The organism is Kitasatospora sp. CM 4170, from assembly GCF_032110285.1.
In the GTDB taxonomy this organism is placed as follows: Bacteria; Actinomycetota; Actinomycetes; order Streptomycetales; family Streptomycetaceae; genus Kitasatospora; species Kitasatospora aburaviensis.
In genome coordinates this window covers 3,393,341-3,416,563 of sequence record NZ_CP134877.1, presented here as the reverse complement: position 1 = coordinate 3,416,563, position 23,223 = coordinate 3,393,341, and the positions used below count along the sequence as shown (strand labels likewise).

The 23,223-nt window shown below is 72.7% G+C and carries 20 protein-coding genes and 2 tRNA genes; 15 read left to right on the top strand and 7 right to left on the bottom strand.

Annotation, left to right across the window (positions count from 1 at the left end; genetic code table 11):
* Positions 1-96 precede the first annotated feature (96 nt).
* Complete coding sequence (gene argF / locus RMN57_RS14240; protein ID WP_313763779.1) at positions 97-1,098, top strand: ornithine carbamoyltransferase; 1,002 nt, start codon at positions 97-99, stop codon at positions 1,096-1,098.
* A gap of 92 nt (positions 1,099-1,190) precedes the next feature.
* On the opposite strand, the gene RMN57_RS14235 is transcribed toward argF, so the two are convergent.
* The 3 genes from RMN57_RS14235 to RMN57_RS14225 form a co-directional block, all read right to left on the bottom strand.
* Entirely contained in the window at positions 1,191-1,781 is a 591-nt protein-coding gene (locus RMN57_RS14235) for a superoxide dismutase family protein (RefSeq protein ID WP_313763778.1), read from the bottom strand.
* A gap of 202 nt (positions 1,782-1,983) precedes the next feature.
* Positions 1,984-2,391, bottom strand: coding sequence for a type II toxin-antitoxin system VapC family toxin (locus RMN57_RS14230; RefSeq protein ID WP_313763777.1), 408 nt, complete (start codon positions 2,389-2,391; stop codon positions 1,984-1,986).
* 115 nt (positions 2,392-2,506) lie between these two features.
* Positions 2,507-2,872, bottom strand: coding sequence for a hypothetical protein (locus RMN57_RS14225; protein WP_313763776.1), 366 nt, complete (start codon positions 2,870-2,872; stop codon positions 2,507-2,509).
* A 30-nt stretch (positions 2,873-2,902) separates the two neighbouring features.
* Between RMN57_RS14225 and RMN57_RS14220 the strand changes: the two genes are divergently transcribed.
* The 4 genes from RMN57_RS14220 to RMN57_RS14205 all read left to right on the top strand — a co-directional run bounded on the left by RMN57_RS14220 (position 2,903) and on the right by RMN57_RS14205 (position 8,868).
* Positions 2,903-4,279, top strand: coding sequence for a hypothetical protein (locus RMN57_RS14220; RefSeq protein ID WP_313763775.1), 1,377 nt, complete (start codon positions 2,903-2,905; stop codon positions 4,277-4,279).
* Entirely contained in the window at positions 4,276-4,461 is a 186-nt protein-coding gene (locus RMN57_RS14215; RefSeq protein WP_313763774.1) for a hypothetical protein, read from the top strand. The genes RMN57_RS14220 and RMN57_RS14215 overlap by 4 nt, the downstream gene beginning before the upstream one ends.
* Before the next feature lie 319 nt (positions 4,462-4,780).
* Positions 4,781-7,426 carry an aconitate hydratase AcnA gene (gene acnA, locus RMN57_RS14210; protein ID WP_313763773.1) on the top strand — a complete coding sequence of 882 codons (2,646 nt, stop codon included), beginning with the start codon at positions 4,781-4,783 and terminating at the stop codon, positions 7,424-7,426.
* A gap of 131 nt (positions 7,427-7,557) precedes the next feature.
* Positions 7,558-8,868, top strand: a complete 1,311-nt coding sequence (locus tag RMN57_RS14205) for a glycoside hydrolase family 18 protein (RefSeq protein WP_313763772.1) — start codon at positions 7,558-7,560, stop codon at positions 8,866-8,868.
* Between the two features lie 166 nt (positions 8,869-9,034).
* Here the strand turns inward: RMN57_RS14205 and pepN are convergent, their stop codons facing one another.
* On the bottom strand, positions 9,035-11,608 hold the full coding sequence (gene pepN, locus RMN57_RS14200; RefSeq protein WP_313763771.1) for an aminopeptidase N: 2,574 nt from the start codon (positions 11,606-11,608) through the stop codon (positions 9,035-9,037).
* Positions 11,609-11,852: 244 nt separating this feature from the next.
* Here pepN and RMN57_RS14195 point away from each other — a divergent pair, with 244 nt between their 5' ends.
* On the top strand, positions 11,853-12,503 hold the full coding sequence (locus RMN57_RS14195; protein WP_380233918.1) for a DsbA family protein: 651 nt from the start codon (positions 11,853-11,855) through the stop codon (positions 12,501-12,503).
* A 61-nt stretch (positions 12,504-12,564) separates the two neighbouring features.
* Here the strand turns inward: RMN57_RS14195 and RMN57_RS14190 are convergent, their stop codons facing one another.
* Positions 12,565-13,995: an amino acid permease gene (locus tag RMN57_RS14190; protein ID WP_380233916.1), complete on the bottom strand. Its 1,431-nt coding sequence runs from the start codon at positions 13,993-13,995 to the stop codon at positions 12,565-12,567.
* 269 nt (positions 13,996-14,264) lie between these two features.
* On the opposite strand from RMN57_RS14190, the gene RMN57_RS14185 reads away from it, so the two are divergent.
* From RMN57_RS14185 to RMN57_RS14170, 4 genes are all read left to right on the top strand, one after another.
* Complete coding sequence (locus tag RMN57_RS14185; protein ID WP_313763769.1) at positions 14,265-14,864, top strand: biotin transporter BioY; 600 nt, start codon at positions 14,265-14,267, stop codon at positions 14,862-14,864.
* A gap of 91 nt (positions 14,865-14,955) precedes the next feature.
* Positions 14,956-15,444 (top strand): ribose-5-phosphate isomerase, encoded by a 489-nt coding sequence (locus RMN57_RS14180; protein ID WP_238741226.1) that lies wholly within the window; start codon positions 14,956-14,958, stop codon positions 15,442-15,444.
* 309 nt (positions 15,445-15,753) lie between these two features.
* Positions 15,754-16,983, top strand: a complete 1,230-nt coding sequence (locus RMN57_RS14175) for a PP2C family protein-serine/threonine phosphatase (RefSeq protein WP_313763768.1) — start codon at positions 15,754-15,756, stop codon at positions 16,981-16,983.
* A gap of 532 nt (positions 16,984-17,515) precedes the next feature.
* Positions 17,516-17,710: a hypothetical protein gene (locus RMN57_RS14170; protein ID WP_313763767.1), complete on the top strand. Its 195-nt coding sequence runs from the start codon at positions 17,516-17,518 to the stop codon at positions 17,708-17,710.
* A gap of 51 nt (positions 17,711-17,761) precedes the next feature.
* Here RMN57_RS14170 and RMN57_RS14165 read toward each other — a convergent pair whose 3' ends face one another.
* Complete coding sequence (locus RMN57_RS14165; protein ID WP_313763766.1) at positions 17,762-18,550, bottom strand: DUF6348 family protein; 789 nt, start codon at positions 18,548-18,550, stop codon at positions 17,762-17,764.
* A 258-nt stretch (positions 18,551-18,808) separates the two neighbouring features.
* On the opposite strand from RMN57_RS14165, the gene RMN57_RS14160 reads away from it, so the two are divergent.
* Positions 18,809-19,348: a hypothetical protein gene (locus tag RMN57_RS14160; RefSeq protein WP_313763765.1), complete on the top strand. Its 540-nt coding sequence runs from the start codon at positions 18,809-18,811 to the stop codon at positions 19,346-19,348.
* Between the two features lie 139 nt (positions 19,349-19,487).
* Here the strand turns inward: RMN57_RS14160 and RMN57_RS14155 are convergent.
* Positions 19,488-19,558 (bottom strand) — tRNA-Gly (locus RMN57_RS14155).
* A gap of 144 nt (positions 19,559-19,702) precedes the next feature.
* On the opposite strand from RMN57_RS14155, the gene RMN57_RS14150 reads away from it, so the two are divergent.
* The 4 genes from RMN57_RS14150 to RMN57_RS14135 all read left to right on the top strand — a co-directional run bounded on the left by RMN57_RS14150 (position 19,703) and on the right by RMN57_RS14135 (position 23,115).
* A tRNA-Pro gene (locus RMN57_RS14150) sits at positions 19,703-19,776 on the top strand.
* A 323-nt stretch (positions 19,777-20,099) separates the two neighbouring features.
* Positions 20,100-21,491, top strand: coding sequence for a trigger factor (tig, locus tag RMN57_RS14145; protein WP_313763764.1), 1,392 nt, complete (start codon positions 20,100-20,102; stop codon positions 21,489-21,491).
* 289 nt (positions 21,492-21,780) lie between these two features.
* Positions 21,781-22,398: an ATP-dependent Clp protease proteolytic subunit gene (locus tag RMN57_RS14140; protein ID WP_305067940.1), complete on the top strand. Its 618-nt coding sequence runs from the start codon at positions 21,781-21,783 to the stop codon at positions 22,396-22,398.
* 54 nt (positions 22,399-22,452) lie between these two features.
* Positions 22,453-23,115 carry an ATP-dependent Clp protease proteolytic subunit gene (locus RMN57_RS14135; protein ID WP_148645159.1) on the top strand — a complete coding sequence of 221 codons (663 nt, stop codon included), beginning with the start codon at positions 22,453-22,455 and terminating at the stop codon, positions 23,113-23,115.
* Positions 23,116-23,223: the final 108 nt, after the last annotated feature.

Sequence of the window (23,223 nt, the reverse complement as noted above, 5' to 3'; positions counted from 1 at the left end):
TCCGGTGGGCGGCGACTCAGCGCCCTGCATACAAATTCCGAGCATCGTATACAATTGCCGCCTCGCGGTCCGTCCACGTCACCCCAGGAGCCCGGCATGGCGTTCAACCTCCGGAACAGGCACTTCCTCAAGGAGCTCGATTTCACGGCCCAGGAGTTCCGCTTCCTGGTGGATCTCGCCGCCCAGCTCAAGGCGGCGAAGTACGCGGGCACCGAGCAGCCCCGGCTGCGGGGCAAGAACATCGCGCTGATCTTCGAGAAGACCTCCACCCGGACGCGCTGCGCCTTCGAGGTGGCCGCCCACGACCAGGGCGCCACCACCACCTACCTGGACCCGTCCGGCTCGCAGATCGGCCACAAGGAGTCGATCAAGGACACCGCGCGGGTGCTGGGCCGGATGTTCGACGGTATCGAGTACCGGGGCCACGGGCAGGAGATCGTCGAGGAGCTGGCCGCGTACGCCGGCGTCCCGGTCTGGAACGGACTCACCGACGAGTGGCACCCGACCCAGATGCTCGCCGACGTGCTGACCGTCCGGGAGCACACCGCCAAGCCGCTCACCGAGGTGGCCCTCGCCTACCTCGGCGACGCCCGCTCCAACATGGGCAACTCGCTGCTGGTCACCGGCGCCCTGCTGGGCATGGACATCCGGATCGTCGCGCCCCAGGCGCTCTGGCCCGCCGACGAGGTGCTGAAGGCCGCGGAGGGGCTCGCCGCGACCAGCGGCGCCCGGATCACCCTCACCGAGGACGTCGACGCGGGCGTGGCCGGCGCCGACTTCCTCTACACCGACGTCTGGGTCTCGATGGGCGAGCCCAAGGAGGTCTGGGCGGAGCGGATCGAGCTGCTCAAGCCGTACCAGGTGTCGATGGACACCGTCCGGGCCACCGGCAACCCGGCCGTGAGGTTCCTGCACTGCCTGCCGGCCTTCCACGACCTCGGCACGGTGGTCGGCCGGCAGATGTACGAGGCGACCGGGATGACCGAGCTGGAGTGCACCGACGAGCTGTTCGAGTCGGCGCACTCCGTCGTGTTCGACCAGGCGGAGAACCGCCTGCACACCATCAAGGCCGTGCTGGTCGCGACCCTCGGAGCCTGACCCAGACCTCCCGGCCACCTCACGCCGGCGTCACGGCCTCCCGGTCCTCCCGGATAACACGGTCAGCCCGGACAACACGGTCCTCCCGGACCTCACGGCTGCAGCTTCACGCAGGCGGCCCGGTCGCCCGTGCCGTGCGGGCCGGCCGGGGTGCCGGCGTGCAGGACCAGCGAACGGGCCTCGCCCGGCCGCGGCTGCCAGGCCACCGCGCCGGCCGCCGTGCCGCCGCCCCGGGAGTCGGTGTGCAGCGTCAGCCGCAGCTCGTTGCGGTCGTTGGCGTAGGCCGGGTCGGTGGAGGGCCGCACCGGGTCCACCGCGTCCTGGTAGTGCGGGCCGGAGGCGGTCGGGTCGGCTCCGCAGGAGCCGGTGTGCAGGTGGGCCGGGAACGCGTGGTCCGCGGCGACCCCGGCCACGGTGACGGTCAGCACCGTCCGCCCGGGGAACGAGCGGTCGACGACCACCCGGACGTGCGAGCCGTACGGGACGAGGTCCGGCGCGTGGCTGATCGCGGTCGGCGGGACGAAGGCCGTCGCCGGGTCGAAGTCGGTCTCCACGACGGAGACCGGCGAGAGCGCTGAGCCCGGTGAGACCCGGCCCGGCGGGTCGGCCGGGCCCGAGGGGGCGGCCGCGGTGGGGGCCAGCAGGGCGAGCGGGAGCAGGGCGGCGGCGAGCGGGGCGGACATCGGCGGACCTTCCGGAGGCGGTGCGGCGGGACACCCTGCTCAACGCCGCCCGGCCCCGACGGACACCCTTCCGAAGCGGCTCCCCGCAAGCGGCTCCCCCGAGGCGGCTCCCCGCAAGCGGGCCGCCCGAGGCGGGCACCCCGGCCTCGCGCGAGGCGCGGGCACTCCGGGGCACCCCGCCCGGCTCACCTGGTCACCCGGCTCACCCGGTCGAGCGGTGGATCCCCCGGATCTCGCAGCGCGGCCCGCTGGCCCGCATCAGCCGCAGGTCCGCCGTGACCAGCGGCACGCCGAACTGCTCGGCGACCGCGACGTAGGCGGCGTCATCGGGCGTGAGGTTGTCCTTCAGCTCCCAGATCCGGCCGAGCAGTGGCCCGACCTCGACCTTGCGGATGGCCAACTCCGGCAGCCGGGCGGCGAGTTCGCCGACCCGCTCGGCAGTCAGCTCCTTGGCGAGGTAGAGGCCGCGCAGCGACTGCATCACCTCGATGACGATGTGCTCGGGGGCCACCCACTCGCCGCCGGCGGCGAGTTCGGCCCGGGCCGCCTCTCCGCGCTCGCCCTCGTCGGCCAGCGCGAGCACCAGCGCGGACGCATCCACCACGATCATCAGTAGGCCCCCGTCCTGTCCCGGCCCGTCCGGCACGTCAAGTCACCGGCCACGGTACCCGGGCGGCCCGGCGGAGGCTCCACCGGCGGTGACCCGGGCGGAGCCGGGCGCAGGGTCACCACCGTGCTGCGCCCAGCAGGCCCGCCAGCAGACCCGCCAGCATCGAGGCGGCGTTGGCCGTCCCGGCGGCGGCCCAGGGCAGCGGCCCGCGCAGGCGCAGTCCGGCGAGCGGGCGCAGCAGCGCCGCCTCGGCCGCGCAGACGGTGGCCTCGCCGACCGCGAAGGCGGTCCAGTACGCTGCGGCGGTCCCGCCGGTGCACCGGCTCACGGACCACCAGAGCAGCGGGTGCGTGGCCAGGTTGACCAGGACGGCGGCCGTTGCGGCGCGGGCCGGGCGGACCCCGCCGGCCCGGACGAGGGCCACGGTGTACAGCGGTGCCTCGACCAGCAGGGTGAGGGCGAGGGCCGACGGATAGGGCACGGCGGGGATCGTGTCACGGGGAGGGGGAACGTGGCCATCACGATCTCGGACGGCCCGAACCAGGGCCCGCCGGCGCGCCCGTCCGGCACGGCGCGCACCGGCCCGGACGACGGCAGGCCCACCGGCCCGGGTGGCACCACCGGCCCGGACGACGGCAGGCCCACCGGCCCGGGTGGCACCACCGGCCCGGACGACGGCAGGCCCACCGGCCCGGGTGGCACCACCGGCCCGGACGACGGCAGGCCCACCGGCCCGGGTGGCACCACCGGCCCGGACGACGGCAGGCCCACCGGCCCGGGTGGCACCACCGGCCCGGGCGACGACGGACCGACCGCCCCCGGCGGTGCGCGGCTCGGCGCGGCCCCGCAGGTCGGCTTCGTCCTGGCGGCGGTCGCCGCGCTGGTCCTGGCGCTGCGCGCGCCGGCGGGCCTGGCGGTGCTGGGCCTGGCGCTGTTCGGGGTGCTGCACAACGTGCTGGAGCTGCGCTACGTGGCCGGCCGGTTCGCCGCAGTGCTGGCCGGTCCGCTGCTGCGGCTGCTGCTGGTGCTGGTGACCGGCATCGCGCTCTGCCGACTGGTGCCGCCCTCGCTGGTGCCGCGGACGGTGGCCCAGGCGGCCGAGATCCTGCTGGCCTACGGGCTGCTCGCGGCCGCCTGCCGGTCGGGGCTGCGCGGCCGCCCACTACTGCTGGCCGGGAGCGGCGCGGTGCTGGCGGGGGCGGCGGCCGGGTCGCTGGCGTTCCCGGCGTACCACTTCGTGGTGCTGGCGCACCTGCACAACGTGGTGCCGCTGCTGTTCCTGTGGGAGTGGTCGCGCCGCCTGGTCCGGGGTCGGGCGCTGTTCCTGGTCCTGCAGTGCGGCTGGGTGCTGGTGGTGCCGGCGGTGCTGCTGTCCGGGGTCCTGGACGGCGTGCTGGCGCCGGGGACGGGCTGGACGGCGCGGCTCGCGGTCGGGTACACCCCGCCGGCCTGGCTGACGCCGGGCGTGGGTCTGCGCTTCCTGGCGGTCTTCGCCTTCCTCCAGACGATGCACTACGTGGTCTGGGTCTGGTTCCTGCCGCGGTACGCGCCGGACGCGACCGGGGCGTTCGAGCGGCGGGTGCCGGCGCTGCGGGGCGGGCGGGCCTGGCTGCTGGGTGGGGCCGTGGGCGGGCTGCTCGCGGTGCTGTTCGCGGCCGACTACGCCCAGGGCCGGACGGTCTACGCGGCGCTGGCCAGCTACCACGCCTATCTGGAGTTCCCGGTCCTGCTGATGCTCGTCCTCGGCCTGGGGGAGGCCCCGGCGGCCGCCGTGCCTTTGCCGACCCCGACATCCCTACCGGCCCCGACAGCCCCGACAGCCCCGACATCCCTGACATCCCAGGCACCCCCGACGCCCGTTCCCGCACCCACCGAGGAGTCCCCGTGACGACCGTCCCATCGACCGCCGCCCTGCTCGCCGACATCGCCCCCGATCCCGGCGGCTCGGACGGCAGCCTGGTGGCCGTCCTGCTGCTGGCCGCGGGCGTGGTGGCCGGGGCCGTCTGGCTGATCAGGCTGGAGCGCAAGCGGCGCGACGCCGACCCCGGGAGCGGCCCGGACACCCGCTGAGCGCGGCCCGGACACGCGCCGGGCGCGGCCCGGACAACCGGCGGGCGCGCCCCGGACCCGCCCCGGACCGCCCCCGACGCGCGCCGACCCCTCCCCACGCGGTAGGACAGTTTCAGGGGCATGCCTGAGGTGGTGCCGGCGGCGCCATGCACTATGGTTTATCTCGACATCGAGATAACTGCCCCTTACGATATATCTCGACATCAAGATACTTGCCGAGAGGCGCTCACCGGCGGTGCGGGCAAGGTAAGCCTAAGTAAGGCTGACCTTACCACCGTGGCGGCCGGATACCGCACGAAGCACCTAGAAGGAGTCAGTCGTGTCCGCGAACAGCTTCGACGCCCGCAGCTCGCTGCAGGTGGGCGACGAGTCGTACGAGATCTTCAAGCTCTCCGCCGTCGAGGGTTCCGAGCGGCTGCCCTACAGCCTCAAGGTGCTGCTGGAGAACCTGCTCCGCACGGAGGACGGCGCCAACATCACCGCCGACCACATCCGCGCCCTCGGCAACTGGGACGCCGACGCCCAGCCGAGCCAGGAGATCCAGTTCACCCCGGCCCGCGTGATCATGCAGGACTTCACCGGTGTGCCGTGCGTGGTCGACCTCGCCACCATGCGTGAGGCCGTCAAGGAGCTGGGCGGCGACCCGGCCAAGATCAACCCGCTGGCCCCGGCCGAGCTGGTCATCGACCACTCCGTCATCGCCGACAAGTTCGGCACCCCGGACGCCTTCGTCCAGAACGTCGAGATCGAGTACGGCCGCAACAAGGAGCGCTACCAGTTCCTGCGCTGGGGCCAGACCGCGTTCGACGAGTTCAAGGTCGTCCCGCCGGGCACCGGCATCGTCCACCAGGTGAACATCGAGCACCTGGCCCGCACCGTCATGGTCCGCGGTGGCCAGGCCTACCCGGACACCTGCGTCGGCACCGACTCGCACACCACCATGGTCAACGGCCTGGGCGTGCTGGGCTGGGGCGTCGGCGGCATCGAGGCCGAGGCCGCGATGCTCGGCCAGCCGGTCTCCATGCTGATCCCGCGCGTCGTCGGCTTCAAGCTGACCGGCCAGCTGCCGGCCGGCACCACCGCCACCGACCTGGTGCTCACCATCACCGAGATGCTGCGCAAGCACGGTGTGGTCGGCAAGTTCGTCGAGTTCTACGGCGACGGCATCGGCGCCATCCCGCTGGCCAACCGCGCCACCATCGGCAACATGTCGCCGGAGTTCGGCTCGACCTGTGCGATCTTCCCGATCGACGCCGAGACCATCAACTACCTGGAGCTCACCGGCCGCGACGCGCAGCAGCTCGCCCTGGTCGAGGCGTACGCCAAGGAGCAGGGCCTCTGGCACGACCCGTCGGTCGAGCCGGTCTACTCCGAGTACCTGGAGCTGGACGTCTCCACCGTCGTCCCGTCGATCTCCGGCCCGAAGCGCCCGCAGGACCGCGTGATCCTGGCCGAGGCCGCGTCGAAGTTCGCCGAGGCGCTGCCGACCTACTCGGCCGAGGCCTCCAAGCCGACCGCCGTCACCGCCCCCGACGGCTCGTCGTACACCATCGACAACGGCGCGGTCGTGATCGCCTCGATCACCTCCTGCACCAACACCTCCAACCCCTCCGTCATGCTGGGCGCCGCCCTGCTGGCGAAGAAGGCCGTGGAGAAGGGCCTGGCGGTCAAGCCCTGGGTCAAGACCACCCTGGCGCCCGGCTCCAAGGTCGTCATGGACTACTACGAGAAGGCCGGCCTGCTCCCGTACATGGAGAAGCTGGGCTTCAACCTGGTCGGCTACGGCTGCGTCACCTGCATCGGCAACTCGGGCCCGCTGCCCGAGGAGGTCTCGGCCGCGGTCAACGAGTCCGACCTGGCCGTCGTCTCGGTGCTCTCCGGCAACCGCAACTTCGAGGGCCGGATCAACCCCGACGTCAAGATGAACTACCTGGCCTCCCCGCCGCTGGTGGTCGCCTACGCCCTCGCCGGCAACATGAACGTCGACATCACCAAGGACGCCCTGGGTCAGGACGCCGACGGCAACGACGTCTTCCTCGCCGACATCTGGCCGACCGAGCAGGAGGTCGCCGACGTCGTCGCCGGCTCCATCGACCAGGACATGTTCGACAAGGGCTACCAGGACGTCTTCGCCGGCGACCACCGCTGGCAGTCGCTCCCGGTCCCGACCGGCAACACCTTCGAGTGGGACGCCGAGTCCACCTACGTCCGCAAGCCCCCGTACTTCGAGGGCATGGCCAAGACCCCGAGCCCGGTGACCGACATCGCCGACGCCCGCGTCCTGGCCAAGCTGGGCGACTCGGTCACCACCGACCACATCTCCCCGGCCGGCAACATCAAGCCGGGCACCCCGGCGGCGCAGTACCTCACCGAGCACGGTGTGGAGAAGCGTGACTTCAACTCCTACGGCTCGCGCCGTGGCAACCACGAGGTCATGATCCGCGGCACCTTCGCCAACATCCGCCTGCGCAACCAGATCGCGCCGGGCACCGAGGGCGGCTACACCCGCGACTTCACCCAGGCCGACGGCCCGGTGTCGTTCATCTACGACGCCTCGCAGAACTACCAGGCCGCCGGCACCCCGCTGGTCGTCCTGGCCGGCAAGGAGTACGGCTCCGGCTCGTCCCGCGACTGGGCCGCCAAGGGCACCGCGCTGCTCGGCGTCAAGGCCGTCATCGCCGAGTCCTACGAGCGCATCCACCGCTCGAACCTGATCGGCATGGGCGTCCTGCCGCTGCAGTTCCCGGAGGGCGAGAACGCCGACTCCCTCGGTCTGACCGGCGAGGAGACCTTCTCCATCACCGGCGTGACCGAGCTCAACGAGGGCCGCACCCCCAAGACCGTCAAGGTCAAGGCGGGCGACAAGGAGTTCGACGCGGTCGTGCGCATCGACACCCCCGGCGAGGCGGACTACTACCGCAACGGCGGCATCCTGCAGTACGTGCTGCGCAGCCTGATCGGCTGAACCGAGCAGTAGCGCCGAGAGGCCGGACCGCGCACGCGGTCCGGCCTCTTGTGCGTTCCGGCGCAATGGACTAAACCTCATTGTCAGTCTGGTCCAGACCATTTGACGATGCCTCAGAGGACAGGTCCGGTATGCCCACACGCGCCTCCGCCATGCTCGCCGCCGCCACCGTCGCCGCACTGCTGGCCACCACCACCGCCACCGCGACGGCCGCCGAGGCCCACCACGGCCCGAAGCTGAAGGGGCAGCGGGTCGGCTACTTCACCCAGTGGGGCGCCGACAGCTCCGCGAAGCGGGTCCAGGAGTCCGGCCAGGCCGGGAAGCTCACCGTCGTCAACTACGCCTTCGGCAACGTCTCCGCCGACGGCACCTGCTTCGAGACCGACGAGGCCGGTCAGGGCGACGCCCACAACGACTACCGGCGCGCGTTCCCGGCCGCCGAGTCGGTGGACGGCCGGGCCGACTCCGCCGACCAGCGGCTGAAGGGCCACTTCAACCAGCTGCGCAAGCTCAAGGCGAAGAACCCGCAGCTCAGGACCGTGATCTCGCTGGGCGGGTGGAGCTGGTCCAAGTACTTCTCGGACGCCGCCGCCACCGAGGAGTCCCGGCGCAGGTTCGTCTCCTCCTGCATCGACCTGTACATCAAGGGGAACCTGCCCGTGCTCGCCGGCTCCCCGGAGGGCGGCACCGGCGCGGCCGCGGGGGTCTTCGACGGCATCGACCTCGACTGGGAGTACCCGGGCGGCGGCGGTGACGCCGGCAACGTGGTCCGCCCCGAGGACGGCCGCAACTTCACGCTGCTGGTGCAGGAGTTCCGCCGCCAGCTGGACCGGCTCTCCGGCCGCAAGGGCCCGCACTACCTGCTCACCGCGGCGGTCGCCGCCAACGAGACCGTCGCCGCCCGGCTGGAGCTGCCCGAGCTGGCGCGCTCGATGGACTGGCTCAACCTGATGACCTACGACCTGCACGGCCCCTGGGAGGGCAAGGGCCCGGCCAACCACCACGCCAACCTCTACGCCGACCCCACCGACCCGGAGCCGCGCCGGCGCAGCGCGGACGGGGCGGTCGAGTACTACGTCCGGCACGGCCTGCCGGCCGCCAAGACCGTGCTCGGCGTGCCGTTCTACGCCCACGGCTGGACCGGCGTTCCGGCCGGCGACCGCGGGGGCCTGTACCAGCCGGCCACCGGCACCACCGCCGACCGCAGCTACAAGGAGGTCGACGCGCTGCCCGGCAAGGTCTACGTCGACCGCGACCACGGCGCGTCCTGGAAGTACGACGGCACCGACTTCTACAGCTACGACACCGCCGAGGTGCTCACCCAGAAGGCCCGCTACGCCCGGTGGAACGACCTGGGCGGGGTGATGGTCTGGTCGCTGGACGGCGACGACGCCCGGGGCGGCGCGGTCGCCGCCCTGGACCGCGGCCTCCAGCGCGGCTGAACGCCGGCCGCGCGCCGGAACACCGAGCGCACGGCGGAACACCGAGCGCGGCCGGGCCCCGACGCGCCGGGGCCCGGCACGCAGCCGCGCGCCGGGCCCCGGTGGCCGGGCCCGCGTGGCCTCGGGCCCCGGTGGCTTCGGGCCGCCGTCCCGGGGCCCGCGCGGCTCAGACCCGGTCGCAGGCCTGCGCGCGCAGCGCCCGGGCCAGGTCGTCCCGGCACTCCAGGACCAGCCGGCGCAGCGCGGGCGCCGCGCCCGGGTGGCCGTCCAGCCAGGCGTCGGCCTCGGCCAGGGTCTGCTCGTCGACCTGCGCCCGCGGGAAGAAGCCGCCGACGATCCGCATCGCGATCTCGATGGTCCGCTCGGACCAGACCCGCTCCAGCAGCTTGAAGTACGGCGCCGCGTACAGGGCGGTGAGGTCGCGGTGCGACGGCAGCGCGAAGCCCGCGATGTTCGCCTCGACCAGGGCGTTGGGCAGCTCGTCCGAGTCGACCACGGCGGACCAGGCGGCGGCCTTGGCCTCGGGGGTCGGCCGGGCGGCCAGGCACTGGGTGTACTGGCGGTTGCCGCTGGCGGTGTTGTCGGCCTTCAGCTCCTCGGCCAGCTCCTCGTCGGCGGCCTGGCCGGCCGCGGCCAGCGCCAGCCAGAGCGACCAGCGCAGCTCCTGGTCGACGTCCAGGCCGTCGATCCGGGCGGTGCCGGCGAGCAGGCCGCGGACCAGTCCGAGGTGCTCGGAGCCGTTGGCGGTCTGCGCCAGGAAGCGCGCCCAGGCGAGCTGGTGGTCGCTGCCGGGTGCGGCCGCGCGCAGCTCGCGCAGCGCGCCGTCGGCCAGCAGCCGGCCGCCCTCGCCGCGCCAGGCCGGGTCGGCGTAGAGGTCGACGGCGCCCTTGGCCTGGGCGTGCAGCGACTGCAGCACGCCGATGTTGGACTCCTGCCCGGCGAAGCGCAGTACCAGGGCGATGTAGTCGCGGGCCGGCATCAGGCCGTCCCGGGTGAGGTTCCAGACGGCGGACCAGGCGAGCGCCCGCGCCAGGTCGTCCTGGATGTCGCCGAGGCCGGTGCGCAGCGTCTCCAGCGACTCGGTGTCGAAGCGGATCTTGCAGTAGGTCAGGTCGTCGTCGTTGAGCAGCACCAGCGCGGGGCGGGGCCGGCCGGCGGCCTCGGCGACGACGGTGCGGGCGCCGGTGACGTCCAGCTCGATCCGGTCGGTGCGCACCAGCACGCCGTCGGCGTCCCGGTCGTAGAGGCCGACCGCGATCCGGTGCGGGCGCAGCGTGTCGCCGTTGCCGGCGTCCTGCAGGACGGCGAGCTCGGTGATCCGGCCCTCGGCGTCGACGGTGACCTGCGGGGTGAGCGCGTTGACGCCGGCGGTCTGCAGCCAGGCCGCCGCCCAGGCGGTGAGGTCGCGGCCGCTGGTCTCCTCCAGGATGTCCAGCAGGTCGGCGAGCTCGGTGTTGCCGAAGGCGTGCCGCTTGAAGTAGCGGCGGGCGCCCTCGAAGAAGGCCTCCGAACCGACGTACGCCACGAGCTGCTTGAGCACCGAGGCGCCCTTGGCGTAGGTGATGCCGTCGAAGTTGAGCTTGGCGTCCTCCAGGTCCCGGATGTCCGCGGTGATCGGGTGGGTGGTGGGGAACTGGTCCTGCCGGTAGGCCCAGGCCTTGCGCTGGTTGGCGAAGGTGATCCAGGCGGAGGAGAAGCGGGTGCGGGCGCCGATGAGCCCGTAGGAGCCCATGAAGTCGGCGAAGGACTCCTTCAGCCACAGGTCGTCCCACCAGCGCATGGTGACCAGGTCGCCGAACCACATGTGGGCCATCTCGTGCAGGACGACGTTGGCCCGGCCCTCGTAGGCGGCGTCGGTGACCTTCGAGCGGAAGACGAACTCCTCGCGGAAGGTCACGCAGCCCGGGTTCTCCATCGCGCCGATGTTGTACTCGGGCACGAAGGCCTGGTCGTACTTGCCGAACGGGTACGGGTAGTCGAACTGCTCGTGGAAGAAGTCGAGTCCGAGCTTGGTGGTGCCGAGGATCTCGTCGGCGTCGAAGTAGGGCGCGAGCGACCTGCGGCACATCGCGGAGAGCGGGATCTCCAGGGCGGTGCCGTCGGCGAGGGTGCGGCTGTAGTGGTCGCGCACCACGTGGTACGGGCCGGCGACGACGGCGGTGAGGTAGGTGGAGATCGGCTTGGTGGGCGCGAACCGCCAGGTCCGGGCGTCGCCGTCGGCGGCGACCTCCTCGTGCACGGCGTTGGACCAGACGTCCCAGGCGGCCGGTGCGGTGACGGTGAAGGAGAACGGGGCCTTCAGGTCGGGCTGCTCGAGGTCGGCGAACACCCGGCGGGCGTCGGCCGGTTCGTAGTGGGTGTAGAGGTAGGTCTCGCCGTCCACCGGGTCGGTGAAGCGGTGCAGGCCCTCGCCGGTGCGGCTGTACGCGCAGTCGGCGTCGACCACGAGGACGTTCTCCGCGGCGAGGCCGTCGACGTGCACGCGGGCGCCGTCGAAGGCGGTGGCCGGGTCGAGTGCGCGGCCGTTCAGGGTGACCGAGCGGACGGCGGGGGCCAGCAGGTCGACGAAGGTGGCGGCGCCCGGCTCGGTGCAGCGGAAGGTGATGGTGGTGGTGGAGCGGAAGGTGGCGGCGGCCGGGTCGGGCGCCGAGGTCACGTCCAGCCGGACCCGGTAGCCGTCCACGGCCAGGATGCTGGCCCGCTGCTGGGCTTCGTCGCGGCTCAGGTTCTTGCCCGGCACGGCGGTACTCCTTTGTCCGGCTCGCACGGTGGTGCGGTCATCGCTGGTGCGGCCGGGACGCCGCACCGTGGTCGGGGCGCCGCACGGTGGTCGGCGCGGCACGGTGGTGCTGCGGGCATCCTTTCACGCCGCCCACGGCAGTACCATTGCACAACCTGCCGGCCGGTCCGTGGAATCAGCGGCGCCGCGCGGGTGTTGGGCCCGGGGGAGCCCCCGCGCGGGGGCTCCGTTCCGCCCTCCGACGATGGACGTAAGGACAGCCGTGACGACTGCCGCTGACCGCAAGACCGCCGACTTCTGGTTCGACCCGGCCTGCCCGTGGGCCTGGATGACGTCCCGCTGGCTGATCGAGGTCCAGCAGCTGCGCCCGGTGGACGTGAACTGGCACGTGATGAGCCTGTCCGTGCTGAACGAGCACCGCGACCTGCCGCAGGAGTACCGCACGCTGCTGGACAACGCCTGGGGCGCGGTCCGGGTCTGCATCGCCGCCGCCGAGCAGCACGGCGACGAGGTGCTCGGCCGCCTCTACACCGAGCTGGGCACCCGTTTCCACAACCAGGGCCTGCCGCAGAACCGCGAGACCGTCGAGGCGGCGCTGGTCGCGGCGGGCCTGCCGGCCGAGCTGGCCGACGCGGCCGACACCGACGCCCACGACGAGGCCCTGCGCGCCTCGCACAAGGAGGGCATCACCCTGGTCGGCGAGGACGTGGGCACCCCGGTGATCGCGGTCGAGGGCGCGGACGGCGAGCGGGTCGCGTTCTTCGGCCCGGTGGTCACCCCGGCGCCGCGCGGCGAGGCCGCCGCCCGCCTCTGGGACGGCACCCTGCTGGTCGCCTCCACCCCGGGCTTCTACGAGATCAAGCGCACCCGCACCGCCGGCCCGTCCTTCGAGTGACACCCGGCGCACGCCGAGGGGCCCGGTACCGCCACCGCGGTACCGGGCCCCTTCGTCTGCACTACCGGACGGCCGCGGCGTCCTTGCGCTGCTTGACCAGGCCCGCCGTGATGAGCAGGGCGACGAGCACGCCGGCCGCGTAGAGCTGCTCCCGGTTGCCCTCGGTGGTGGTCATCAGGGCGAGGATGCCGGCCACGGCGGCCATCGCGACCCAGGTCAGGTACGGGTAGCCCCACATCCGGACGGTGAGCAGCTCGGGCGCCTCGCGCTCCAGCCGGCGGCGCATCTTCAGCTGGACGACGCAGATGAAGAACCAGACCACCAGGATCGCGACGCCGGTGGTGTTCATCAGCCAGGTGAAGACGGTGTCCGGCCAGAACTTCGAGGCCAGGACGGCGCCGAAGCCGAACAGGCAGGAGGCGAGGACGGCGGCCCGCGGCACGCCGCCGCTCACCTTGGCCAGCGCCTTCGGGCCCTGGCCGCGGGCGACCAGCGAGTACGCCATGCGGGAGGAGCCGTAGATGTTGGCGTTCATCGCGGAGAGCAGGGCGACCAGGACCACGGCCTCCATGATGGTTCCGGCGCCGGGCACGCCCAGGTGCTGCAGGACGGTCACGTACGGGCCGTTCTCGACGACCGACGGGTCCTTCCAGGAGACCAGGGTGACCACCAGGGCCATCGAGCCGATGTAGAAGACCGCGATCCGCCAGACCGCGGTGCGCACCGCGTTGGCGACGTTGCGCTTGGGGTCGTCGGACTCGGCGGCGGCGATGGTGACGGTCTCCAGGCCGCCGTAGGCGAAGACCGAGGCGAGCAGGCCGACGATGAGTCCGCTGACGCCGTTGGGCAGGAAGCCGCCCTGGCCGGTGAGGTTGGTGGTGCCGGGGGAGCCGTGGCCGAGCACCCCGGCCACGCCGAGCGCGCCGAGGACGAGGAAGGCGACGATCGCGGCGACCTTGATCGCGGCGAACCAGAACTCGAACTCGCCGAAGTTCTTCACCGCGGTGAGGTTGCTGGCGCAGAAGAAGACCATGAAGAGGCCGACCCACACCCAGGCGGAGACGCCGGGGATCCAGCCGTTGACGATCTTGCCGGCGGCGGTGGCCTCGGCGGCGACGCCGCAGCAGAGCATCACCCAGTACATCCAGCCAGCGGTGATCCCAGCCCAGGGGCCGATCTCCTTCTCGGCGTGGACCGAGAACGAGCCGGAGGCCGGCCGGGCGGCCGACATCTCGCCGAGCATCCGCATGATCAGCATGACCAGCAGGCCGGAGAGGGTGAACGCCAGGATGATGGCCGGGCCGGCCGCCGCGATGCCCGCGCCGGAGCCGACGAAGAGGCCGGCGCCGATGACCCCGCCGAGCGCGATCATCGAGAGGTGGCGCTGCTTGAGACCGTGGGAGAGCTGCCGGCCGCCGACCTCGGTGCCGCCGGCGGCACCGGTGGCGGAGGTCGTCGTCCCGGGCGCCGGGGGCGCGGAGGTACGGGCCATGGGTGGGATCCAGACTGTTCGGATTGCGGTGCGAGTTGCCCAATATCCGGGGACGCGGGTGTCAACGCCAAGGTGGAGGCCGCCCGGATCACGATGCGGACCGGATCGTGACGGAGGTTGGCCGGAATCGTCACGTTCGGTGGCGATCACTGCGCCGGACCCCACAAGCAGGGCCTCCGGGGCTTTGTCCGAATCCCTGACGGTGCCCGTGGCGATCACCGCGTAGGTTCACAGGTGTTCACTCACCTGATCACCAGAGGAAGCCACCGATGGCCACTGCCAGCACCCCGATACCCAGCCGCGCCGTCCTCGCCGACCTGCTGCCCGCCGCCTCCGGCCGGTTCGGCGCGCAGGCCCGCGACCTCGCCCTGGTGGCCGGCGGCGCTGCCCTGACCGGCCTGGCCGCCCAGCTCTCGGTGAACGTCCCCGGCTCCCCGGTGCCGGTCACCGGCCAGACCTTCGCCGCCCTGCTGGTCGGCACCGCGCTCGGCACCCGCCGCGGCGTCGCCTCGCTCGGCCTCTACCTGCTGGCCGGCATGGCCGGCCTGCCGTGGTTCGCCGACGGCACCTCCGGCTGGTCGATGCCCTCGCTCGGCTACGTGCTCGGCTTCGTCCTGGCGGCCGCCCTGACCGGCGCGCTGGCCCGCCGCGGCGCCGACCGCAGCCCGGTCCGCACCGCCGCCGCCATGGTGCTCGGCAGCCTCGCGATCTACGCCGTCGGCGTCCCCTACCTCGCCTTCGCGCTGGACGTCCCGCTCGCCCGCGCCGCCGAGCTCGGCCTCTACCCCTACCTGGTCGGCGACGCCCTGAAGGCCGCCCTCGCGGCCGGCGCGCTGCCGCTGGCCTGGAAGCTCCTCGGCCGCCGCTGAGCACCGCACCCCGGGGCCCGGCGCCGTCGTCCCGGCACGCGCCCTCGGCCCCCTGCGCAGCCCGGGTGGGCGCGCATGCCACACTCGTGCCATGCGCGTCTACCTGGGCTCCGACCATGCCGGATACGAACTGAAGAACCACCTCGTGGAGTGGCTGAAGGAGGCCGGCCACGAGCCGGTCGACTGCGGGCCGCACATCTACGACGCCCTCGACGACTACCCGCCGTTCTGCCTGCGGGCCGCCGAGCGCACCGCGGCCGACCCGGAGGCGCTGGGCGTCGTCATCGGCGGCTCGGGCAACGGCGAGGCGATCGCCGCGAACAAGGTCAAGGGCGTGCGGGCCGCGCTGGCCTGGAGCGAGCAGACCGCCTCGCTCGGCCGCGAGCACAACAACGCCAACGTGATCTCCATCGGTGGCCGGATGCACACCCAGGAGGAGGCCACCAGGTTCGTCGAGGTCTTCCTCAACACCCCGTACAGCGGCGACGAGCGGCACACCCGCCGGATCGCCATGCTGAGCGAGTACGAGACCACCGGCGAGCTCCCGCCGATCCCGGCGCACCACCCGCAGCAGGGCTGACCCGCCCCCACCCGCACACCGGCCGGCCGCGCTCCCGCAGCGCGGCCGGCCGGCGCGTTCCCGGAGCGCGCGCGACCCTGTGGCATCGGCCACAGCGCCCGGGGCGCCGCTGCGGTGCACGGACCACCCCGCGCGCGGGCGCATGCGCCGCCCGTGTGGTTCGTACGCCCAGCCCCCGCACGCTTCCTGACGCCACGGCTGCCGCCCGCCGCAATCGGCCGAAACCCGCTGACGCGCCCGCGCCACCCCGGAGCCGCCCGGGCCCGGGCCGTCGACGCCGGGCGGCAGCGGTGGATATGGTCGGTCCCCATGGCTGGCAGAGCGCCGGGCACACCGCCCCAGACGACTGCGACGAGGCCCGGCGCCGCCACGGTGCCCGACCCCGTGACGGCCCGGCTGGCCAAGGGGCTCCGCCGGGTCCGCCGAAAGCTGCGCACCGCCGGTGTCGACTACTTCCGCGGCGGGGCCGCCGACTGGCCGGTGCTGATCGTCCTGGCCCTGACCGTCCCGGTGCTGATCCTGCTCAACATCTGGATCCCCGGCTGGGCCCCGCCCACCTCCCTGGTGCTGCCGATCCTGGCGGCGGCGCTGCTGCTGCGCCCCGGCAGCCTGGTGGTGCTCTACGCGCTGGCCGCGCTCGGCCTCTCCGCCGAGTCCGTGATCCACGCCGGAGAGCGGGTCGCCAGCGCCGACCCGGACGCCTACACCTACGGCGTCACCCCCGGCGCCGCCCTGGTGGTCGGGGCGGCCGGGGTCGGCGGGCTGCTGCTGGCCCAGTTCCGCAGCCGGGTCGGCGTCCCCTGGTGGGGCGGCTCCACCATGCTCTTCGACCTGCGCGAGCGGCTGCGGGTGCAGAGCCGCGTCCCGGCACTGCCGGAGGGCTGGCACGCCGACATGGCGCTGCGCCCGGCCGGCGGGCAGTCCTTCTCCGGCGACTTCGTGGTCGCCGCCCGGACCGGCCCCGGCCGGCGGGTGCTGGAGGTGGTCCTCGCGGACGTCTCCGGCAAGGGCATGGACGCCGGCTCCCGGGCCCTGCTGCTCTCCGGCGCCTTCGGCGGCCTGCTCGGCTCGCTGCCCGCGCACGACTTCCTGCCCGCCGCCAACGGCTACCTGCTCCGGCAGGACTGGGAGGAGGGCTTCGCCACCGCCGTCCACCTGGTGCTGGACCTCGACACCGGCGAGTACGAGCTGCTCTCGGCCGGGCACCTGCCCGGGATGCAGCGGCTGGGCGGCGCCGGCCGCTGGGAGCTGAAGGAGGCCGCGGACGGCCCGCTGCTCGGGATCTACGACGGCGCCAAGTTCGAGGGCGTGCGCGGGCGGCTGAACCGGGGCGACGTCCTGATGCTCTGCACCGACGGCATGGTCGAGGCGCCCGGCCGGGACCTCTCCGAGGGGATGGACCGGCTGATGGGCGAGGCCGACCGGCTGGTCCCCGGCGGGGGGCCCGGCAGCGGCAGCGGCGCGGCCTCCCGGCTGATCGAGACGGTCGCCCGGGACATCAACGACGACCGCGCCGTCCTGCTGCTCTGGCGCGACTGAGGGGGAGCGGCACCCGCCCGCCCGCCGGAGGAGCGGCCCGGGGCACGGCGCCCGCCCGCTCACCCGGGCAATTGCCGGCGGCAGCTGCTGTCAAGCCTGGGAGCTGATCTTCGGCCAATTCCGGAGGGCCGTCACCGTTGCGGACCTGCCCGTTCCGCTCCCGCCCACCAGGCGCTCCACGGCCGCTCAGCGGCGCCCCGTGGACGATCCGTCAGAACCTCTCGGCTATCGTCTCGGTCGGCGGAAACTCGTCCCGCACCGCAGGATATCGGTGCCCGGCTGTCGGTCAGACCTTTACGCAATCGGCACGGTCGACCACACTGAGTCTGGGCGGGACTGGTCAGGATTCGGGGGATAGGGGGCGTCACGTGCGGCAGGACGGACAGCGTGCGGCCGTACCGGCTCCCATTCCGGCCGCGACGGGTCGGACGAGCCGCAGTTCCGCCTCGGGACCGTCGGACAGGCCGGGGTCCGGCTTCGCAGGGGCTGCCAGGTGACGGCACCCCGCTATGAAACGAGGAAGTGAGTCCGGGTGGCACTCTCCGTCTCCGCACTGGTCCTGTTCGGCATCATCTGCTTCATCTTCATCCGCAACAAGCAGCTGAAGACCGGTCACTTCATCCTGGCCGCGCTGTTCGGCTTCATGCTCAACCAGAGCACGGCCGCCAAGCCGATCCAGGACTTCCTGGCCCAGATCGCCAAGAGCATCTCCAGCATCGCCAGCTGACCTCCGGGGCCCCGCCCGGGGCCCATCGGGGGAGGAGGCCGGCCGCCCGGTTCACCGGCCGGCCCGTCCGGCCTGCCGCCAGCGCGCGAAGAGTCCCCGGGGCCGAGCCGCCGGGGCCGGGGGGCGGACCGGCGCGGGTGTCGCCGGGCCCGTCGACAGGACCGTCGGCGACGTCGTCCCCCGGGCCGTCAACAGGACGAACAGCCGTGCCCAGCACAGCCGTTCGCCGCGCGGCCAGTCCAGCGCGCGCAGTGCCGCCGAGGCGGCCTCCGACACCTCGCCGTTGATCCGCACCTCGGCCACGTCGTCCCCCGCCTTGCCGCCGAGGAACAGCTTCACCCCGGTCGGCCGCCCGGTGGCCAGCTCCGGCAGCAGCGCCGGCGCCAGCGCGGGCAGGACCCGGTGCTCCGCCAGCCAGCCGGCCAGCCGCTCGTTCCCGAAGCCGAACACCGCCGCCGGCCCCTGCACGGCGTGCCAGCCCGGCAGTTCCGGGTGGTCGGCGTGGTCGCCGTGCTCGCCCCGGCCCTCCGTCAGCTCCACCAGCGCCGAGGCGGTGGTGGTGGCCCACATCCGCACCGCGTTGGCGAGCTTCTCCTCCTCCGTCTTGCCGAGACCGGCCGTGCAGTCCCAGACCACCGGCGCGTCCGCACTGCCCAACTGCAGGACGTAGCCGAGGTCGACGTGGCCGGCGCCGTCGTCGCCGGGATGCTCCCGGACGGCCACCGCGGTCGTCCCCGGGCCGCGCACCACCTCGCCGTCGACCGTGAACTCCTGCCCGAATCGCGCCATTTCCCGGACCACGCAGCGCTGGATGACGGCCAGTCGGTCCTGGGGACGCACGGGTACTCCTCCGGCTAGGGCGCGCAGTGTCCTCGAACTGCGCTCGAACGCCGCCGAGGCTATCGGCCCGGGCCCCCGCCGGGAAACCGCGGCGACCGGAGCACCCGGCACGGGCCGGCCCGGACGCCCCGCCCCGCCCCGGCCCGGACGCCCCGCCCGGACGCGCTGTCCGGCGCGTCGCGGCCCGTCCGGTCGCGAAAATGCCCCTTATGCCCCACTTTGGGTAGCGGTAACCATAGGCCACGCCTGGAGAAACCGATGCCCCGCACCGACCTGACGCCGCCTCCGCCGCTGCTCACCGCCCCGGACGGCTCCGGCCTGGTGGCCGAGATCGAGGCGTACCTCGCCGCACTGCCCGCCCCGGCCCGTGTCGCGGTCCCCTACGTCTGCCCGTTCGGCTCCACCCTCCAGCCCTGGTACGCCGGCCACCCCCTCCCGAAGGCCACCCTGCTGGACCGGGTGCTGCGCCGCCCGGCGCGCCCCGTCCCGGTGAGCGCCGCCGAGCACCTGCGGCTCGCCTCCCGCTACATCGCCGCCGCCGGCTGGCTGCAGGGCGCGATGTGGGACGCGGCCGGCCGGGTCTGCCTGCTCGGCGCCCAGGCCGCCGTCCTCGCGCACGGGTACGGCACCCCGCCCACCGTCCGCACCGCCCGGGTCCAGCTGATGGAGGTGCTGCACGCCACCGGCCGCCCGGTGAGCTCCCCGGACGTCTACAACGACCGGCCGACCACCCGGCAGGCCGACGTCCACCAGCTGCTCGACCGCGCCGCCGCCCGCGCCGCGCGGCTCGGCCTCTGACCCCGGACGGCCGGTCGGACGGCCGGAAGCCCTGACGGGTGGTCGGTGACCGCGGAAGGGAAACGGGCCGGGAAACGCGGCCGGGAAACGCGAACGGCCCCGGGAGACGCTTGGCGTCTCTCCGGGGCCGGACGGTCGGAGCGGGCGACGAGAATCGAACTCGCGTGACTAGTTTGGAAGACTAGGGCTCTACCATTGAGCTACGCCCGCATGATCCCCCGGCCGTCGCCGGACGGAAGGTCGGGAACAGCGTACCTGGTCCGGTCGGCTGCGCGCACACCACATTCATTTCGGGGGCCTCGGATATGTCGGAGAACCCATAGGGCCCGGCGTGTACGCTTCCTCTCGGCACCACGGGGTGTGGCGCAGTTTGGTAGCGCGTCCGCTTTGGGAGCGGAAGGCCGTCGGTTCGAATCCGGCCACCCCGACAGTGCGGCAGGGTCTCGCCCTCGGCGGGGCCCTGTTTTGCGTCTCCGGCCACCCTCGGAGGACTCTCCTGCGCATGCGGACGGCGGCGTCCTGGCGTCGGCCTTTCGTGGTACCGGTAGGATGGGGCGCTGGCGGTAGTCCCTGTGGCGTCCACCCAGGTCGACCGCACGAGGGCGAGGAGTCACGCTCACCGTCCACCCCCCACGGGAGATGCAGCTCCAACCGCCCATCGCCCGTCTCGCCCGATCCGATCCGCCAGGCCCCGGCCGGCGGCAGGGGAGGGCGGAGGCAACCTGACCGCAAGCCCATAGGAGACCCAACCGTGAAGAGCGCCGTCGAGACTCTGAACCCGACCCGGGTTCGACTCACCGTCGAGGTGCCCTTCGAGGAGCTCAAGCCCAGCCTCGACGCGGCGTACAAGAAGATCAACCAGCAGGTCACCGTTCCGGGCTTCCGCAAGGGCAAGATCCCGAACCGGGTCATCGACCAGCGCTTCGGTCGTGGCGCCGTGCTGGAGGAGGCCGTCAACGACGCCCTCCCGCGCTTCTACACGCAGGCCGTCGACGAGGGCAAGATCGAGGTCCTCGGCCAGCCCGACATCACCAACATCGAGGGCGTCGAGAAGATCGCCGACGGTGGCGACCTCAAGTTCACCGCCGAGGTGGACGTCCGCCCCGAGATCACCCTCCCGGACTTCTCGTCCATCGAGGTCACCGTCGACCCGATCGTGGTCACCGACGAGGACGTCGACAAGTCGCTGGAGCAGCTGCGCGAGCGCTTCTCCTCCGTCAAGGACGTCGAGCGCGCCGCGGCCGCCGGCGACATCGTGGTCGTCGACCTCGAGGCCAAGGTCGACGGCGAGGTGCCGGATGACGGCACCGCCGCCGGCGTCAGCTACGAGATCGGCTCGGGCCGCCTGATCGACGGCATCGACGACGCCGTCGTCGGCCTGGAGGCCGGTGGCACCGCCACCTTCACCACCGAGCTCAAGGGCGGCACCCAGGCGGGCAAGACCTCCGAGGTCACCGTCACCGTCACCGCCGTCCAGGAGAAGGAGCTGCCGGAGCTGGACGACGAGTTCGCCCAGCTGGCCAGCGAGTTCGACACCCTGGAGGACCTGAAGGCCGACTCCCGCAAGCGCCTGGAGCGCATGAAGGAGTACGACCAGGCCACCCAGGCCCAGGAGAAGGTCCTCGACGCGCTGCTCGGCCTGGTCGAGATCGAGTTCCCGGAGAAGCTCCTCAAGGACGAGATCGAGACCCGCAAGCACAACCTGGAGCACCACCAGCTGGAGCCGATGGGCCTCGACCTCGCGACCTACCTGGAGACCCAGGGCAAGTCGGAGGAGGAGTACCTGGCCGAGCTCGAGGAGCAGGCGAAGAAGGGCATCAAGACCCAGTTCGTCCTGGACCAGATCGTCGCCGACGAGGAGCTGGGTGTTAACCAGGAGGAGCTCACCGAGCACCTCATCCGCCGCGCCGCCGGCTCGGGCCTCACCCCGGACCAGTTCGCGCAGCAGGTCGTCCAGGGTGGCCAGGTGCCGCTGCTGGTCGGCGAGGTCGCCCGCGGCAAGGCGCTGGCCACCGTGGTCGAGGCCGCCAAGGTCGTCGACACCGAGGGCAACGAGATCAACTTCGACGACGACGAGGCCGACGAGTCGGCCGAGACCGTCGAGGCCCCGGCCGCCGAGGCCGAGGAGACCACCGAGGCCTGATCGCCCCGGTCGCCCTGATGCAGTAGCGGGCCCGGACGCCGTACGGTGTCCGGGCCCGCTGCGTTCCCCGGGCGCGCGCCCCCCGGCCCTCCCCGGGGCGGGTGGTGAACCCTGCGCTCACAGCGAACAGTTCTGCGTGAGGGATTCTGCGGCCCGGCCTGCGCGTTAGGGTCCTTGGACAGCAACAATCACGACGTGATACCCGGAAGCTGTGCGACACCGTGACGGCCGTGGAGCGACCGTCCAAATCGACTGAGCAGGTGGCTAAGTGACGTTCCCGCAGATGCAGATGCCTGGCCCGATGGCGCCGCACGCCGCCTCTGGTGACGTGCTCGGCGGCCTGGGCGACCAGGTCTACAACCGGCTGCTCAACGAGCGGATCATCTTCCTCGGCCAGCAGGTCGACGACGACATCGCCAACAAGATCACCGCCCAGCTGCTGCTGCTGGCCGCGGACCCGGACAAGGACATCTTCCTCTACATCAACTCCCCGGGCGGCTCGATCTCGGCCGGCATGGCGATCTACGACACCATGCAGTACATCAAGAACGACGTCGTCACGATCGCGATGGGCATGGCGGCCTCGATGGGCCAGTTCCTGCTGACCGCCGGCGCCAAGGGCAAGCGCTTCTCGCTGCCGAACGCCAACATCCTGATGCACCAGCCCTCCGCCGGTCTCGGCGGCTCGGCCACCGACATCCGCATCCAGGCCGAGCAGCTGCTCCGCACCAAGAAGCGGATGTCCGAGCTGATCGCCTTCCACAGCGGCCAGTCCTTCGAGCAGATCACCGCGGACTCCGACCGCGACCGCTGGTTCACGCCGGAGGAGGCCCTGGAGTACGGCCTCATCGACGCGATCATGCACAGCGCCGCGGACGTCCCCGGCGGCGGCGGCACCGGCGCCTGAGCCCGGCCCGGCCACGAGACCACAGCCACAACGCTCCGGAGGACCAGAAACCCCATGAACATCCCCAGCCTGTCCAGCGCCAAGGCACGCGTCGAGGACATGCGCGCCGAGGGCCGCTACATCGTCCCGCGCTTCGTCGAGCGCACCTCGCAGGGCATCCGCGAGTACGACCCGTACGCCAAGCTGTTCGAGGAGCGCATCATCTTCCTCGGCTCGCAGGTGGACGACGTCTCCGCGAACGACATCATGGCCCAGCTGCTCTGCCTGGAGTCCATGGACCCGGACCGCGAGATCCAGATGTACATCAACTCGCCCGGCGGCTCGTTCACGGCCCTGACGGCCATCTACGACACCATGCAGTACGTCAAGCCGGACATCACCACCGTCTGCATGGGCCAGGCGGCCTCCGCGGCGGCCGTCCTGCTCGCGGCCGGCACCCCCGGCAAGCGGATGGCGCTGCCGAACGCCCGTATCCTGATCCACCAGCCGTACACCGAGACCGGCCGCGGTCAGGTGTCGGACCTGGAGATCCAGGCCAAGGAGATCTTCCGGATGCGCGAGCAGCTGGAGGAGATGCTCTCCAAGCACTCGAACAAGAGCGTCGAGCAGGTGCGCGACGACATCGAGCGCGACAAGATCCTCACGGCCGAGGAGGCCGTCGAGTACGGTCTCGTCGACCTGGTCATCTCCACCCGCAAGGCCTCGCTGACCTCCTGAGGTCGGCACCCTTCCGCCCGCCCGGACCGCGGGCGGCGGAGGGACGGTGGGCGGGGCGCGCAAGCCGTTGCGCGCCCCGCCCCCGGCACCTCGGCGGCACCGGCGACG

Bases quoted from the DNA above. Each gene is read 5' to 3' on its own strand.
- RMN57_RS14195 (WP_380233918.1), top strand. From the start codon at position 11,853: ATGGACGTAAGGACAGCCGTGACGACTGCCGCTGACCGCAAGACCGCC.
- RMN57_RS14230 (WP_313763777.1), bottom strand. From the start codon at position 2,391: ATGATCGTGGTGGATGCGTCCGCGCTGGTGCTCGCGCTGGCCGACGAG.
- RMN57_RS14160 (WP_313763765.1), top strand. From the start codon at position 18,809: ATGCCCCGCACCGACCTGACGCCGCCTCCGCCGCTGCTCACCGCCCCG.
- RMN57_RS14185 (WP_313763769.1), top strand. From the start codon at position 14,265: ATGGCCACTGCCAGCACCCCGATACCCAGCCGCGCCGTCCTCGCCGAC.
- RMN57_RS14205 (WP_313763772.1), top strand. From the start codon at position 7,558: ATGCCCACACGCGCCTCCGCCATGCTCGCCGCCGCCACCGTCGCCGCA.
- RMN57_RS14135 (WP_148645159.1), top strand. From the start codon at position 22,453: ATGAACATCCCCAGCCTGTCCAGCGCCAAGGCACGCGTCGAGGACATG.
- argF (WP_313763779.1), top strand. From the start codon at position 97: ATGGCGTTCAACCTCCGGAACAGGCACTTCCTCAAGGAGCTCGATTTC.
- RMN57_RS14235 (WP_313763778.1), bottom strand. From the start codon at position 1,781: ATGTCCGCCCCGCTCGCCGCCGCCCTGCTCCCGCTCGCCCTGCTGGCC.
- RMN57_RS14140 (WP_305067940.1), top strand. From the start codon at position 21,781: ATGCCTGGCCCGATGGCGCCGCACGCCGCCTCTGGTGACGTGCTCGGC.
- RMN57_RS14175 (WP_313763768.1), top strand. From the start codon at position 15,754: ATGGCTGGCAGAGCGCCGGGCACACCGCCCCAGACGACTGCGACGAGG.
- RMN57_RS14180 (WP_238741226.1), top strand. From the start codon at position 14,956: ATGCGCGTCTACCTGGGCTCCGACCATGCCGGATACGAACTGAAGAAC.
- RMN57_RS14190 (WP_380233916.1), bottom strand. From the start codon at position 13,995: ATGGCCCGTACCTCCGCGCCCCCGGCGCCCGGGACGACGACCTCCGCC.